This is a genomic window from Rhizobium sp. AB2/73 (genome assembly GCF_020871915.1).
Taxonomy (GTDB): domain Bacteria; phylum Pseudomonadota; class Alphaproteobacteria; order Rhizobiales; family Rhizobiaceae; genus Rhizobium; species Rhizobium dioscoreae.
The window spans coordinates 823,718-838,871 of record NZ_CP067073.1 but is presented as its reverse complement, the minus strand read 5'-3'; the positions used below and the strand labels follow the sequence as shown (position 1 = coordinate 838,871).

At 59.1% G+C, this 15,154-nt stretch carries 12 protein-coding genes and 3 pseudogenes; 11 read left to right on the top strand and 4 right to left on the bottom strand.

The window, feature by feature from the left end; all coding sequences use genetic code 11:
* Positions 1-39: 39 nt before the first annotated feature.
* The 7 genes and pseudogenes from I8E17_RS29920 to istB all read left to right on the top strand — a co-directional run bounded on the left by I8E17_RS29920 (position 40) and on the right by istB (position 8,377).
* Positions 40-342: a DUF1778 domain-containing protein gene (locus I8E17_RS29920; protein ID WP_113367297.1), complete on the top strand. Its 303-nt coding sequence runs from the start codon at positions 40-42 to the stop codon at positions 340-342.
* Positions 343-345: 3 nt separating this feature from the next.
* Positions 346-855, top strand: coding sequence for a GNAT family N-acetyltransferase (locus tag I8E17_RS29915; protein ID WP_113367296.1), 510 nt, complete (start codon positions 346-348; stop codon positions 853-855).
* A gap of 90 nt (positions 856-945) precedes the next feature.
* Positions 946-2,691 carry an SIR2 family protein gene (locus tag I8E17_RS29910; RefSeq protein ID WP_113367295.1) on the top strand — a complete coding sequence of 582 codons (1,746 nt, stop codon included), beginning with the start codon at positions 946-948 and terminating at the stop codon, positions 2,689-2,691.
* Positions 2,688-3,266, top strand: coding sequence for a hypothetical protein (locus I8E17_RS29905; protein WP_113367294.1), 579 nt, complete (start codon positions 2,688-2,690; stop codon positions 3,264-3,266). The genes I8E17_RS29910 and I8E17_RS29905 overlap by 4 nt, the downstream gene beginning before the upstream one ends.
* Positions 3,263-5,695 carry an AAA family ATPase gene (locus I8E17_RS29900; RefSeq protein WP_113367293.1) on the top strand — a complete coding sequence of 811 codons (2,433 nt, stop codon included), beginning with the start codon at positions 3,263-3,265 and terminating at the stop codon, positions 5,693-5,695. The genes I8E17_RS29905 and I8E17_RS29900 overlap by 4 nt, the downstream gene beginning before the upstream one ends.
* Positions 5,696-6,141: 446 nt before the next feature.
* Positions 6,142-7,665, top strand: a pseudogene (gene istA, locus I8E17_RS29895) (IS21 family transposase).
* Complete coding sequence (gene istB, locus I8E17_RS29890; protein WP_003501246.1) at positions 7,643-8,377, top strand: IS21-like element helper ATPase IstB; 735 nt, start codon at positions 7,643-7,645, stop codon at positions 8,375-8,377. The pseudogene istA and the gene istB overlap by 23 nt, the downstream one beginning before the upstream one ends.
* 60 nt (positions 8,378-8,437) lie before the next feature.
* Here the strand turns inward: istB and I8E17_RS29885 are convergent, their stop codons facing one another.
* The gene (locus I8E17_RS29885) at positions 8,438-9,706 is read right to left on the bottom strand and encodes a hypothetical protein (protein WP_219511699.1); all 1,269 of its coding nucleotides are present in this window, start codon (positions 9,704-9,706) and stop codon (positions 8,438-8,440) included.
* A gap of 322 nt (positions 9,707-10,028) precedes the next feature.
* On the opposite strand from I8E17_RS29885, the pseudogene I8E17_RS29880 reads away from it, so the two are divergent.
* Positions 10,029-10,883 (top strand): annotated as a pseudogene (locus I8E17_RS29880) (tyrosine-type recombinase/integrase); the annotation flags it as partial.
* 12 nt (positions 10,884-10,895) lie between these two features.
* Here the strand turns inward: I8E17_RS29880 and I8E17_RS29875 are convergent.
* Positions 10,896-11,810: an NmrA/HSCARG family protein gene (locus I8E17_RS29875; protein WP_113367611.1), complete on the bottom strand. Its 915-nt coding sequence runs from the start codon at positions 11,808-11,810 to the stop codon at positions 10,896-10,898.
* Between the two features lie 129 nt (positions 11,811-11,939).
* On the opposite strand from I8E17_RS29875, the gene I8E17_RS29870 reads away from it, so the two are divergent.
* Positions 11,940-12,848: a LysR family transcriptional regulator gene (locus tag I8E17_RS29870; protein WP_113367610.1), complete on the top strand. Its 909-nt coding sequence runs from the start codon at positions 11,940-11,942 to the stop codon at positions 12,846-12,848.
* Positions 12,849-12,977: 129 nt separating this feature from the next.
* On the opposite strand, the gene I8E17_RS29865 is transcribed toward I8E17_RS29870, so the two are convergent.
* The gene (locus I8E17_RS29865) at positions 12,978-13,613 is read right to left on the bottom strand and encodes an HAD-IA family hydrolase (protein ID WP_162750998.1); all 636 of its coding nucleotides are present in this window, start codon (positions 13,611-13,613) and stop codon (positions 12,978-12,980) included.
* A gap of 114 nt (positions 13,614-13,727) precedes the next feature.
* Positions 13,728-14,076: pseudogene (locus I8E17_RS29860) on the bottom strand (hypothetical protein).
* Positions 14,077-14,305: 229 nt separating this feature from the next.
* On the opposite strand from I8E17_RS29860, the gene I8E17_RS29855 reads away from it, so the two are divergent.
* Both I8E17_RS29855 and traC read left to right on the top strand, forming a co-directional pair.
* Positions 14,306-14,557: a hypothetical protein gene (locus tag I8E17_RS29855; RefSeq protein WP_162750997.1), complete on the top strand. Its 252-nt coding sequence runs from the start codon at positions 14,306-14,308 to the stop codon at positions 14,555-14,557.
* A 288-nt stretch (positions 14,558-14,845) separates the two neighbouring features.
* Positions 14,846-15,154, top strand: coding sequence for a conjugal transfer protein TraC (gene traC, locus I8E17_RS29850; protein ID WP_113354738.1), 309 nt, complete (start codon positions 14,846-14,848; stop codon positions 15,152-15,154).

Here is a 15,154-nt window from a genome sequence, read left to right as displayed (position 1 = left end):
CAATGGCCGTACATATACCAGGAAACTGGAGGCCCAGAAATGGCTCAAACAGCAAAGAGACCGGCTACCGGTCGTATCCGCGGGGAGCGTCTCGAGACGCGCGTAACCGCCGACCAGAAGCGCTTGATTGAACATGCCGCTGCCCTGCAAGGGCGCACCGTGACGGATTTCGTTTTGACAAGCGTACAGGATGCGGCGCGCCGCGCCATCGAGGAATACCAACACCTGGAGCTTTCGGTACGGGACAGTCAGGCGTTTGTACAGGCGTTGGTCGAATCAAGGCCGGTCAATGAGCGGCTGCATGACACCGTTCGCCGCTATCGTGAGAGAACAGGCGTCTGACGGGTGGGGGCAGCGGACGACATCCTGCGGGTCGAGGTTCTCGGCCCGCAACATGGCCGATCGGGGTTCGAAAGCGGCGCAGAGCCGCTCGACCGATATTTCCAGACGCAGGCCGGACAAGACGCCAGAAAGAAGATGGCGGCGCCTTTTGTCCTCGTGCTGCAGGATGGCAGCATCGCCGGATATTACACACTCTCGTCGACGGCTGTGAGGCTTCCGGAATTGCCGGCGGCGACTGTCCGCAAGCTGCCGCGCTACCCGTTGATCCCAGCGACCTTGCTGGGCCGCCTCGCAGTCGATCAACGCTATCAGGGAAGAGGTTACGGTCGGTTTCTCCTCGCGGATGCGCTCTACCGAGCCGCCCGCAGCGAGATTGCATCCTTTGCAGTGATCGTGGACGCCAAGGACGAAAGCGCGAAGCACTTCTATGAACGTGAAAGTTTTCTGCCGTTTCCGGATCAACCGATGAAATTGTTTCGACCGATGGCAGACATCGTTAAGTTGTTCGAATAAGGTAGAGAAACAAAGAATAACTATCCGCATTGGGGGGCGAGGAAGAAATGACGGATAAGAAGTATTCGTCGCAGTTTCACGCCAGCGTAGTTGCTCATCAAGGCTGTTGAGGTTGCCATGGCGCTTGCACCTTCGGCTGCAACAATCACGATAAGTCAGACGCTGGCTTTGTTGGACGGGCCTTTCCGCTCATTCGCGGTAGGTGTGGCGGAGGACCGGTATGCATTCTGGCTGGGATCAGGTATCTCTTTCGGACGCGTCGATGGTCTGAAGCAGGTCATACCTCGCGTCATCGAATTCCTTCGCATGCGAATCGATCTCGGCAATCCGGCATGTCGATTTAATGCTGCGCTCGCCCAAGCGCTCGGACTCGCTCAACTCTCACCCGAGGAGCAAGCCCGTGTTGATCTGGCTCGTCCCTTCGCAGAATGGCCTGACGCGGACGCAATTACAGGACGATTGATTGGAAACTATGCGCGTCTACTGGAGACGACAGTCGAAGGCGAAGCAGACGATTTTGTTCTGTGGAATGCCGTCGATATTGCGTCAACCTTTGCAGATCCCGGCCTTGAGCCGGACGTCGAACATCTTTGTATTGCTATCTTGCTGCTGGAGGGTGTGTCATCCGATATCGCCTCGGCCAATTGGGATGGTCTCGTAGAAAAGGCTGTCGAGACATTGACCGGTGGCGCTCCCGCCTTAGTTGTCAATGTGCGGCCGGAAGATCTGCGGGAGCCGCAACAACGCGCGCGCCTGTTCAAGTTTCACGGATGTGCAGTGAAGGCGACAGCGGATGAGGCGACATACCGATCGTGTCTGGTGGGTCGTCAATCACAGATCCACGGATGGGTCGCCAGGCAGGACAACGCCCCAATCGTTCAACGACTGATCGATCTCATTACGACGAAGCCGACACTTATGATGGGTCTCTCCGCACAAGACGCGAACATCCAGGCGATCTTTGCGGCGGCCGAGGCCCGCATGGCTTGGCCGTGGCCAGGCGACCGTCCAAGCTATGTGTTTTCCGAGAATGCGATCGGTGTCGATCAGCAGGGCCTGCTTCGCAACGTTTATCGTGCGGCATATACTCCCGGCACACGCCAGCAGATTCTCGATGGTGCGCTCATCCGAGCGTATGCGAAGTCGTTGCTTGTGTCGCTGGTTCTGCACGTGCTTTGCGCGAAGCTCAGACGGCTTATCGAACTTGCGCCTGGGCTATTGGGGCCAGCTGATCGCGAGCGCCTACAGGCAGGCGTCTTCGCGGTTCGCGACCGGCTCGCCGCCTCGGCTGAGCCCGACCGGATGGCTTTCATCCGTTCGTTGATTGACCAAAGCAGCCGCGCGATCATGATGTTTCGTGATGGCCATGCACCAACCGCGGCGCGTCCATACAACCCCATTTCGCCTGTTCCAATACAGCAGTTCCCTGGAGACATGACCCTACCCGCTTCCGGACTGCGCGAAGCGGCCGTAGCAGCCGGGATTCTTGGATTAGGTATCGACGAGGGGGCCTGGGCACTCGATGGCGTGGATGCCGCCGATGAAACGAGCGGAATTGTCCGCGTCACGTCGGCCGCCGGTTCAGCAAAAGTTTTCCTCGTCGCAAACAGTTACGCAGCCCTACGTCTCCAGCACCACGGACATCTGGTCGACGATGAGGATGCCATCGTGATTTACAGCCTCGAGACTACGCCAGCCTTACCAAGATCACCGCGCGGCGCGCCAGGCCGAACGGGGAGGCTCGGTCTGAGAGAAGTTAGCATTGCTAACCTCGTGAGCACAACCGCTTCCAGCGCCGAATTGGTGCAGCGCTTTCGAGAGGAGGTGGCTCTATGACCGCTCCAACACCTGTCGATCGGGTTGGCGAGGTTCTTACTGGGGCTGGATACCGCAGCATTTCGACGCCGCTCGAGATCGCAGGATTGCGATTTGACCTCCCCGCGGCATTCGTTGGCTCGAGCCCGTCACCTGATCTCATTGTCGTTGCCGACACGGCATTCGATCCGGAGCAGCGTATACTAAAGAAGATCGAAGGCATCGCGCGCGCCATGGACGTGGTGCGGTCGAAGCGTCCGCTAACTGCAGTGCTCACCGGTCCCAGGCCGAGTTCGGCCGTACTGGATTCAATGTCCAGGGTGTGTCGCGTGCTGCCGATCGGCACAATCCTAGACGCGGACGCGGACACCGCCTTGCGAAACTGGCTTGCTGTTCTGATGCCGCTAAGCCTGCCAGAGCCCACTGCGAGCATTGCCGACCCATTGACAGAGATCGCTGGTCAGCTAGGCGGGCTCGATCCCGAGATTGCGTCTCTCGTGAGTTTGGCCCCGGAGGGCGCCGACGTCGTTCAATCGCACCTGCACACCCTCATTTCCGATTCGCTGAATCAAGAAGATGGCGGGGGAGAGCCATGACCCCATTACTGAAATCGATAACGGTCACGAATTTTCGTAGCATTAAAGGATCTATAACTGTGCCGCTCGACGCGCCTGTGGTCCTCATCCACGGGCAGAACGGCGCCGGAAAAACCAGCATCCTCTCAGCGATCGAGCTGGGGTTGACGAGCCAAGTCCCGTCGCTTGCTCGCCTCGACGGGGAGTACGCCTCCCATCTGGTCCACAAGGAAGCTACGGAGGGTCGGATCGTCGCCGCAGTGGACAATCTCGATGGTGATACTAAGTCGGCGGAAATCCTGGTAACGCGTACGGGCGTTTCAGGATCGCCACTGCTTTCTCGCGACCGAGCGCACTTTTACAGCGAGCGCTGCTATCTTGCCCAAGCAACACTTGGCCGGCTCTTGGAGATTTATGAGGACAAGGACACTCGTCGGAGCGACTCCCCTTTGACGAAGTTCGTCAAAGATCTGCTCGGTCTCGATCATCTCGATGCGCTGATCGAGGGACTGCATGATGCCGGTGATGTTCGCCGCCTGCGCGGAACGCTGCCGGAATATTGGGAGGTACGAGAGACGATACCCACACTGGAGAAGGAAATTGTTGCAGAGAAGGCCGAAGGCAAGCGCCTTAACCAGGATCTTCAGGCGACAAATAATCGGCTTTTTGCCAAGCTGGCGGAACTCAGGGTCCAAGCGACTCCGATGACGTCCGACAGCGAACTCCGCCTCGCTATTGAGAACCGACAGGAAGAGCCCGAACTTCAGAACCTGGCGCGCACAAGGCGAGACATTGTGGCGACGCTTGATCAATGGCGGACGGTGCAGTCGCCGGTGAGCGCTGGTGAAATGGCCGATGCCGAACGAGCTGTGGCCACGGCCAACGATGCCCTCGAAGGTTGGCGATCGACAACCGGTGCGGCGCTCGAAGATCAGTTTGCACGCCTAAGGGAGTTCTTCGCGGATTTGCCCTCACCTCAGTCGATTGGCCCCGAACGTGCCCGTACGGAGGCTTTGCAGACACTGAGTGCAGAGCTTGATCGTTGTGAGGCTCTTCTCGCCCGAGATGGCGAGGACAGTACGGCTCTGGAAACATTGGATCAGGATTTTGCCAGGGCACGCTCAAGGGCCGCCGTGCTGGACGAACAGATTGCGGGACAAGCCACGCACGCAGGTACGCTTGCACAGGCTCTCGCGGAGGTTCTGCCGCATATCCATTCTGACGATTGTCCGGTCTGTGGACGCGACTATAGCGAAACCTCAACCGAGCCGTTGCATGCGCATGTTTCGAACCGCATCGCCGCTCTCACGGAAAGCGCAGGGCGTTTGGAAGCTTTGTCTCGCGAGCGGACGGACGCTTCCCGCATCATGGCGGATGCAGAACGTCGGCGATCGGCAATTGCGGCGCGCCTCCTGACCCCAGAGGCACGTGACAAGTTGAAGAGTCGACATGCGCGGCTGGAGGAACTCCAACGGTCGTTGACCGACATCGAACAGGCTGCCAAACGCGGGGAGCAACTTATTGCGGTGGCAACCGCGGCGTCACAGGTTCTCACCCAGCGTCGCTCCCGTGACCAGCGAGCCGTTTCAATTCGAGACTCCGTCGCCCGGCTCGCCGAGGACCTCGGCCTTGATGCTGTGGGCGAGACCGAAGGCGTTGAGACTGCATTAACGCGCTTCGTCACATATGCGGCTGAGCGTGAGGCAACCTTGACCGCACTACTTTCTGCGCGCCGCGACGCCCTCTCGGATCTACGAGAACGCCAAAATCTGACGACAAAGCTTGCAGCGATCACTGAAGCGGTTGCCGAAAAGGAGAGAATAGCCAGGCGGTTGCAAACTGCAAAGGACAAGGCCGACGCACGGATCACTCAGGCGCGTGAGCTAGGGCGGCGCGCCCGTGAGGCTCGTACGAACATAGTTCGGCGGGTCTTTAACGACTCGCTCAATGCCGTGTGGCGCGATCTGTTCGTGCGGCTCGCTCCAGACGAACCTTTCGTCCCGGCCTTTGCTCTCCCTGAAAACCAAGGAGGGCCGGTCGAGGCTGTCCTCGAAACGCTCTACCGGTCTGGGGGGAAAGGCGGCAACCCACGCGCGATGCTGAGCGCGGGCAATCTTAACACGGCAGCGCTGACCCTCTTCTTAGCTCTGCATCTTTCCGTCGGTCCGACGCTGCCATGGCTAGTTATTGATGATCCTGTGCAGAGTATGGACGAGGTTCATATAGCGCAGTTCGCTGCTCTGCTCCGAACCTTGTCGAAGCAGCAGGGTCGACAGGTAATCATCGCCGTACACGAGAAGCCTCTCTTCGATTATCTCTCTCTCGAGCTAAGTCCGGCTTTCCCAGACGACCGTCTGATTACCATTGAGATGGGCCGGACTGCGAACGGCGGAACTATAGTGAACTACGAACCTATGATATGGAAGCCGGACACGGCGATTGCAGCGTAGAAACCTAAGGTATAGTCGAGTGGTGGTGCGAGAAAGCACATCGGGGGGACCTTGGCCACAATCAGCCGCGACTAATGGGAGCATTTCGCCCCGATACCGATGCATCGTCGATTGCGCGAGATTGAAGCGTCAGGAGCACGGAGTCATTCAGGTCAAGCCGGGTCAAGTTTATGGTAGGCTGCCAGTCCGCCGCGTTCCTTCTACCGGGCGCAGCAACATTCTATTGGCGCTTTATCTCGCGCAGGAACGAAGCCCATTGGCGGAGCTTCGTGCGACTTCGCTTAAGAAAAGTATCCCCCCGGTGAGGGCCGCCTTGCTGAGGTAGGCTGAATGTGATTAGGCATGGAATAAGGACCCCGCATTTGGGGTGATCGGCGTCCAAACGGGACCCCCATCTGCGATGGGGTTACAACAGCCTCCGGTTTCATCGGAGGCTTTTTATTTGGATGCTTGTTGTGGAGACAATTCTAAAGATACGTCGACTTTCCCGTGTGCAGGGCAAGTCGATCAAGGCGATCTGCCGGGAGCTTGGCATATCGCGGAAAGTGGTGCGGAAGGTTCTGCGCAGCGATGAGACGGAGTTCAAATATGAGCGGACCCGTCAACCTCAGCCGAAGCTCGGGCCCTGGCGCGATCAGCTCGATGGAATGCTGCTCGCCAATGAGGCCAAATCCTCTCGCGAACGGCTGACACTGATCCGGATATTCGAGGACTTGCGCGACCTCGGCTACGAGGGCGGTTACGACACAGTCCGGCGCTACGCCCGAACCTGGGCGAAGGAACGCGGCTCCGTAACGGCGGAAGCCTACGTGCCGCTCTATTATGCGCCGGGCGAGGCTTACCAGTTTGACTGGAGCCACGAGATCGTCGTGCTGAACGGCGTGACGACGACGGTGAAGGTGGCGCATGTCCGGCTCTGCCACAGCCGGATGATGTATGTGAGAGCCTATCCGCGCGAGACGCAGGAGATGGTCTTCGATGCCCATGACCGGGCGTTCGCGTTCTTCGGCGGGGCCTGCACGCGCGGCATCTACGATAACATGAAGACCGCGGTGGAGACGGTCTTCGTCGGCAAGGAACGGCAGTACAATCGCCGCTTCCTGCAGATGTGCAGCCATTACCTGATCGAGCCGGTGGCCTGCACGCCTGCGTCGGGGTGGGAGAAGGGCCAGGTCGAGAACCAGGTCAATCTGGTGCGGGAACGCTTCTTCACGCCGCGGCTACGCTTCAAATCCTACGATGAGCTGAATGGCTGGTTACTGGACAAGTGCATCAGCTATGCCCGCGCCCACAAGCATGTCGATCAAACGGAGCGCACGATCTGGGAGGTGTTCGATGGGGAACGGCCGCACCTGGTCGGCTATCCCGGCAAGTTCGACGGCTTCCACGCAGTGCAGGCCTCGATCGGCAAGACCTGCCTCGTGCGTTTCGACAACAACAAATACTCGGTGCTGTCCACGGCAGTCGGCCGCCCGGCCGAGATACATGCCTATGCCGATCGCATCGTCATCCGGCAGGATGGCGTGGAGATCGGCCAACACGATCGCTGCTTCGGCCGTGGCGAGACGATCTATAATCCGTGGCATTACGTGCCGGTCCTGACCCGCAAACCGGGAGCGCTGCGCAACGGTGCGCCATTCCACGACTGGGTTTTGCCCGCCGCCATGGAGAAGGTGCGCCGCCGGCTGAAGGCCATGCATGACGGCGACCGGCAGATGGTGTCGATCCTCGAATGTGTGGGCCTGGACGGACTCCCCGCCGTCGAAGCGGCCTGCCAGGAGGCGCTCGATCAGGGCGTATTCTCGGCTGCCGTCATCATCAACATCCTGGCCCGCAAGCGTGATCCGCAGCCGGCCGCCATCCTTTCCATTCCCGACGTGCTTCGCCTGACCCACGAGCCTCTGGCCGATTGCGCCCGTTACGACAGCCTTAGGAGGGCAAGCTGATATGGAACGATCCCAAATCCTTGACATGATGGGCACGCTGAAGCTGTTCGGCATGCGCAGCGCCTATGACGAGATCATGGCCTCCGGCATCAAGCGGCAGCACGAACCGCCACGCATCGTCGGCGACCTACTTCAGTCGGAGATCGCCGAGAAGCAGGCGCGCTCCATCAAATACCAGATCACCGTCGCCAAGCTGCCGCTGGCCAAGGACATCGACGACTTCGACTTCACCGACACGCCGGTCAACGAAGGGCTCGTGCGCCAGCTTGCGACAGGAGCCTTCCTCGCCGAGCAGCACAATATCGTTCTGGTCGGCGGAACCGGCACGGGGAAGTCCCATTTGTCCATCGCGCTCGCACGCGCCCTAATCCGCAACGGCGCACGCGGCCGCTTCTTCAACGTCGTCGACCTCGTCAATCGGCTCGAGACGGAGGCACGTAGCGGAAAGCAGGGGCGGCTGGCCGACTTCATCACCAGGCTCGACTTCGTCATCATGGACGAACTCGGCTACCTCCCATTCGCTCAGGCCGGCGGCCAGCTCCTCTTCCATCTGATCAGCAGGCTCTACGAGCGGACCTCGATCATCGTCACGACGAACCTGGCGTTCGGCGAGTGGCCGGCCGTCTTCGGCGACGCCAAGATGACCGCCGCCCTCCTCGACAGGCTAACCCACCATTGCGAAATCGTTGAGACCGGGAATGAATCCTGGCGCTTCAAAAACCGCTCTCAAAGCTAAAGCCGAAAAGACAAACAACCCGCGCCCGCAGGCCCCTGCGCTAAATGGAGAGCTCCGGGCCTACGCGCGCTGACCCGATGCAACCAGAGGCAGGGGTCCCTTTTGGGAGCCGATAAGGGGTCCCGTTACGATGCCGATTGACACTATGGCATTGCTAATGGCGACCTTGCTGGCCGTCCCGTTCCCATCCGTCCCATCCGCAATCGCGCCGGTGGAGCCGGTCTCATAGGTAAAAACGCCGTAGCCCTTGAAATCGATAAAAGCCCCGCCCTGGGCCACCGCGCCGGCGCTGGCCGCTCCATAGGTGGTTACGCTGCCACCCTGGTCAATCGTGATCTGGCTGCCGGTCCCGTGGGCGAGGAGAGCCACGGAATTGCTGATGAGCGTTCCATGATAATTGCCGGTCACAACCGCGCCGCCGTGGATGGTGGCCGCTCCCCCGTCGGCAACCGACATCCCGGCACTGTTATTGCCATAGGTGTTGATGTAGCTGGCGTTGGTGACGATCGTGCTGCCGGCAGCCGAAACGAAGGCACCTGCCGTATCCTCGCCGAAAACGAAACTGCTCACACCGGTGAGGGTGATCTGGCCGCCTGACTCAGCGACGAAGGCAGAGCTGCCCACGCCATAAGTCAAGATGCCGGACTGCTGGGCATTGATGCCGGTAATTTCAACCGTGCCGCCATTGGCTGCATAGGCGGCATATGCATTGTTGCCGGTTGTGACCGCGATCTGTTGCCCGGTATTCGGCGGCAGCGTCACTCCGTTAGAGTCAACATTCACATCGCTGCCAGTTCCGGTTGCGAAGATGCCGTAGCTGCCGTCGGCCCCTGTGGTGACGAGCACACCATGTCCGTTAATCTTGCCGCCGCCATCGGCATAGAGCCCGTGACTGCCCGCGCCAGTCGTATTGACATTTGCGGTGTTGTACCCTCCGCTGCCATCCGGCGCGCCGTTCAAATTGATCGTTCCGCCGCCGCTCGCGTGAGCGCCGGAGCCAGTACCGCTCGCGTCCAATTCAACGACGTTTCCCGTGTAGACCCCGGTGCCGGAGGCGCCGACCACATCCGTGGCATCATTGCTCGATCGAGTTGGAGTGCCTGGCGTGCCTGAATCCATGCAACTACCCGAGGCGATGCTCACAGGCGCATCCGGTGCCGGTGCGCACTGCGCGAATGCCTGCGTGGAGGGCAGTAACATGGTCACAGCAGCCGCCAGAATGTAGCGATGGTTGTAGACCGAGCTTAGCAGCGCCTTTTGGAGGGAGTTAACGGCGGAGGTGTCAAGGCTGCGAATACAACTTGGCTTTTCCGTATGGTCAGATTTCATTTGCCCCCCATAAGCGCTTGATAACGGTTTCCGCGAATCAATAATCGTCATCCGACAACTAATTGGATGCTACAAACGTTATAGTTGAACGTCCAGCTACAACTTGAAATTACTCTGACCCCAAGCGACGATAGTGCTGGAGCACGGTAGAAAAGCTAGAATACGTCGCAATCCTCGGGCGGCGCGGAGAATTTGCCCTGGAAGCCGCAAGGGCCAGAATCCTCCCGGCATCTGCTGCTCGGCGCCCCAGGAATAGATGCCGGTGAGATTGATATGCTCCCAACTGAGCGGCGAGACATGCATGAGCAGTTCGTCTGGAATACAGGATTCTACCCACGGCATGCCTGATGACGTCGAAATGGGATTGCGCGCCAAGGGTCTGCTGCGCGCCGATGGTCCGCATGCGCCGGACACGGTGCGCCGGCGGCTGACCTCCTGGTCGATCCTGACGCGCTGGCGCGGGCTGACGGGATCATTTGCCGCGCCTTCCCTGAAAACCGCATTGCGCCTGGCCGTGCGTGCCACGCCGCGACAACGCCGCCGCAAGAGCAGACGAGCGATCACCGACGATGTGTTGGCAAAGCTGCTGGCCGCCTGTGCTGGCGACCGCCGCATCGATCTTCGCGATCGCGCCCTGCTGCTGGCCGCCTTTGCCTCCGGCGGCCGCCGGCGCTCCGAGGTCGCGGACCTGCGGGTAGAGGATCTGGTCGACGAGGAGCCGGTGCATGCCGATCCGAGGAATGCCGCCTCCCCTCTCCTGCCGTGTCTCACCATCACTCTCGGCCGCACCAAGACGACAGCTGCCGACGACCGCACGCACGTCGTTTTGATTGGTCGGCCGGTCGAAGCGCTCAAGCAATGGCTGATGGAGGCCAGGATCGACGCGGGACCGGTGTTCCGCCGCATCGACCAATGGGGCAATATCGATCGGCGGGCGCTGACGCCACAGTCGGTCAATCTGATCCTGAAGACACGATGCAGCCAGGCCGGTTTGGATCCGGAGCTGTTTTCGGCGCATGGACTGCGATCCGGATATCTGACGGAAGCCGCCAATCGCGGCGTTCCTTTTGCAGGAAGCCAGGTCATACCGGCTGATGCCAGTGCTGAATCAGAGTTTGGCAGCTGCCGGTCACATCACATCGGGTGGGAGCGCGCGACGAACGGCCAGGCCGTTCGTCGCGACGGTGATTTAAGCGGCCGACGTGTCGAAGCGGAAATTCTCCGCCGCCCATGCGGCAAACGTCGTCGGTGTCTTGCCCGCCACGCGATTTGCGAGCGCGATTTCATCCTCAAACGAGCGCGGGCCGAGGTAGGTATAGTTCTCGTAAAAGGTCAGATTCTCCGCAACCGCAGCAGCTCCCGGGAAGAAGCCCGCAAATACTTCTGTCGGTACCTGCGTGAACGAAAACTGATAACCCTGCTGGTTCAGGGTGTTCACGATGTCGCCAAAGCTCAGAAAATCACCGACGAGCGGGAGATACACGCCTTTGCCGGTTTCCTCGGGGTGAGCGAACGCACCGGCAACAATGCGGCCGAGTTCGCCAATGTCACCCATGTGGAAGCAGCGTACGCTCGGGTCGATTGGCAAAACCCAGCCGTATCGGCCGTCCTGCTGCTTTTGGGGGCCAACTGGTCCCGAAAAGTTCTGATAATAGGCGGGGGGCACGACAAAGGTGTGGTGCGCAAATCCGGCCGCTTCCACGATCGGATCGATTTTCGCCTTTCCCGTGAATTGTGGAAGGCTGATCTTACCTCCGCTGATCGCCTCAACATTCGGGAGGGTGGACCAAATCATGTGGTCGACACCCGCCGTCTTGGCGGCATCGATTGCAGCTTTTGCCTGCTTCATCTCGTCGGAGCCATCCTGCCAGTAATTTGTCACCAGGAAAACACCGTGCGCGCCTGCCAGCGCCGCCGCCAAGGTTTCTGGCCTGTCCAAATCTGCGGCGATCACTTCGTCAGCAGGGCCTTGGTACGTGTCGGGCTGACGGGTAAGGGCCCGCACCTTGAACTGGTCATTTGCCATGAGGGCTCGTACCACGCCGGCACCTTGATGGCCGGTTGCACCAAACACGGCGATCGTCTTCTTGTCGCTGGAATTCATCTTACTCTCTTTCAGGTTTTGCCGGGCCACGCACGCGTGAACCCAGTCATTCTCAAGCGCATCTTGCGCTTGAACGAAATCCGGTACAATTCATCAGATTGTGGCATCATCTGCTAGGATTTGATCCAAATGTCCGAACCCGTAGAAACATCCGAAATGGTGGCGTTCACCAAGACCGTCGAGGCGAAATCCCTGTCACGCGCCGCTGCCGAACTGCGCGTTCCCAGGGCAACGGTGAGCCGTCGCCTTGCCCGCCTCGAGGAACGGCTGGGAATGCGTCTGCTTCGTCGCACAACGCGCAGCCTGGCGCTGACCGATGCGGGTGAGTTGTTTTACCGCCATGCATGCATTGCGCTGGAGGCGGTTCGGCAGGCGGAGCAAAGTGTGCGAATGACGAACAACGTGGTGCGCGGCGATCTGCGTGTGTCCGTACCGCCGATGATGAGCGCCAGTTTTAACGCTGCCATGTGTGATTTTGCTGCCTGCTATCCAGAGCTGCGCGTCCACATCCACACATCCAACGAGAGGGCAGATCTTCTCAACGGCAACTACGACGTCGCACTACGTGCCAGTAGCCAAATCGAGCCGGGCCTTGTTGCGCGCACTCTCTTGCGCGATCCGATGATTTCTGTTGCCTCACCGGACTATCTCAGAGCCCGTGGGACTCCCCAATCACATCTCGATCTGAAAAACCATCGATGTCTTCTTGGATTTGCTAGAGGAGAATTGGCAGAAACGTACTGGCCTCTCACGTCTGGAGGCAAGTTTAAGGTCGAGGGCGCATTCTACGCGAATGACATCGAACTTTTGTGTGACGCAGCCCTGCGCGGCCTCGGTATCGCGCTCCTGCCGCACGGGTTGGTCTCAGGGCACCTTAAGAGCAGCGCGTTGGTGCAGGTGCTCGACGGCGCAATCGGTTCAGAGATGCAGATCGCGCTCGTTTATCCCGAGCGTACGTACATGAAGCCGCAAGTGAGAGCCTTCATCGATGCGATCGCCGCTTGGGTCAGGGGCGAAGTCGATGGAGATGCGGAGTGACAGGGAATGGGTGTCGCCACCCTTAGCTGATGCAATCCATTGGAAGTCGGCTCCATGTTTGCGGTTTGCCAAATGCTGCCTGTCCGGAAACCACACCATGCCGATCATTCCCCTTTATGGGTTCACGACCTAGATGCTTTGCGACAAAAGCTGAGCAATCCAAGGGTGCTCGGCACAATCGGCGACATCTTGATACAGGACCCGCTCCCAGCCGAACGCATTGGCGGCTTCTACGACTGCTTCAGAGTCGTCGAAGAACAGTGGCGGCTCAGACTGGGCGCCAAGAAGGTCAGAAGCGCGCTCGAAAAATCCGCGAGCCGGCTTAAGTTCGCCGAACCTTGCGGCATGCAGCATATCGTCGAACAGGTTTTCAAAGCCGTGGCGATTCCAAAGATGGAAGGCGCGCATGTGTTCCTGATTGGTGGCGACGTATAGGCGAACCATCCCGGTCCGCCGAATTTGGCGGACAAGCTCCAACAATTGCATGTTGATGTGGCTATCTCGATTAAGCCAGTAGCTGGCAACGATAAAGGGGGAGCCTTGAAAGCCCAATTGCGGAAGGGTCTCCTCTAGTGCGCAAATCAGGGCTTTCCGGCCCGTTAGAACTTCTTTTTCAAATACGCGCCTAATGAAGAGTTCGATGAATGCGGATGGATCAATCCCGAGGTCCGCCAACAAATGCTCGTCCCAGCGCCTACGGCGCTGCAATTGGCCAGTATAGCCATGGACCAAGACACCATCGACGTCAAAAAGAACTGATCTCAATCCCATTACCTTTCAGTTTCTATCCACTCAGATCGAACCGCAACGGCCTGACGTTCATCGCCGAATCGCAAAAAAACCTCAGCCAGTCGGCGCTGGTACAAGGCTTAGAGGCAGCTAGCCCTGAGACTTGAAATTCACGAGCAGGGATTTCAGCTCGACCTCGCGCACGCGCCGTGCTGCCTCGTCAGTGCTCACCCAATCGAGAACACGCTGTCCCCGTTCCTTGAACTGGTTCCCGAGCTCCTTAACCTCGATCTGAAACATCGATCCATCGCCCGGAGTCGCGCGAAGTGATCACCAGGATTTCGATCTCGCGGTCACCTTCCTTACGGCGAAAGCAAATGGCGCCGTACTGGCTGCGGAACGGTTTTGCGAACAGCTCCTCGGGCGTCCGAGCGAGCTGTCGGAGCAAAGGCTTCGACGACGTCGTTGCGAGCTTGCGGCCTTCCTTCTTTGGCTTCATGAGACGTAGATTGTCAGATTTCCGTCGCCGTCTCAATTATCGGCCGTGGATGGGCGCTATTTTCAAAGACTTATTCTCGCCGCACCCCATCGGCCTCAGATGATGATGGTTGCCGATCCTTCCCTGTCTGTTGGCTTCAAATTCCTGACATTGTCTTGATTTCCCGAATTTTTGATCGATAGTCGCTTACAACCTCTTGGCGATCTTTTCGGCACAAGATGCTATTTTCATGACGGACAGCAAGGGCCGCCTAATGTCAAAATACAAGAGGTTGTCGGATGACGATCTATCGCTGGCGATCGATCGGACTCAAGTCGAGATCGAGGGACAGAAGCAGGTTGTCGCCAGGCTCGTGGCAGCCGCTGTTGAGTTCCCGGATGAGACCAGCCATCGGAAGCTTGTCGATACTCACGTCGTCATGCGCGCCATGTTGGAATCGGAGCTCGAAGAAATGGAAGCCGAACGTCAGCGCCGGAGATGAAACGCTTCGCTTGACATGGTGGGATTGCGCAGCAACGGAACAGAAAATCTACATAATCGATAGGGACGAGAGGTGATCCGTGACCCGCGCCATTGAGTCGCAAACGTACGCAGCGCCCGCCTCCGTGAGACGAGACGCGCCCTTGGAACCCGCTCCTTCGGAACGGCAGGGATCATTCACCAAAGCATCGCCCTTGGCGATTGTAGGATTCACAGTAGTGCCTTCGCTACTCGAGTTCCGGAAACTGGCCTTGAAAGACACGCTTTCTCAGCCAGGAGACGATCGCAAATGAAGAGACCTTCCTCGAAAATCCGCGACGAAATCGCCAGACTCCAGGAACAGCTCAAGGCCGCGGAAACCCGGGAAGCCGAGCGGATCGGCCGAATTGCCCTCAAGGCTGGTCTTGGAGAAACCGAGATCGATGAAGCCGAGCTACAGGCGGCCTTCGAGAATATCGCGCAACGTTTTCGCGCAGGCCAAGATGGCGGGAATGGGGCCACGACCGGCGGCGAAAAAGGCGATGGAAAAGGCACCACGGGTACGCCGACCGCGATGGTCCCGCCTGGCGCGGCTCAGGGCGGCGGTCGCGAGGCTTGA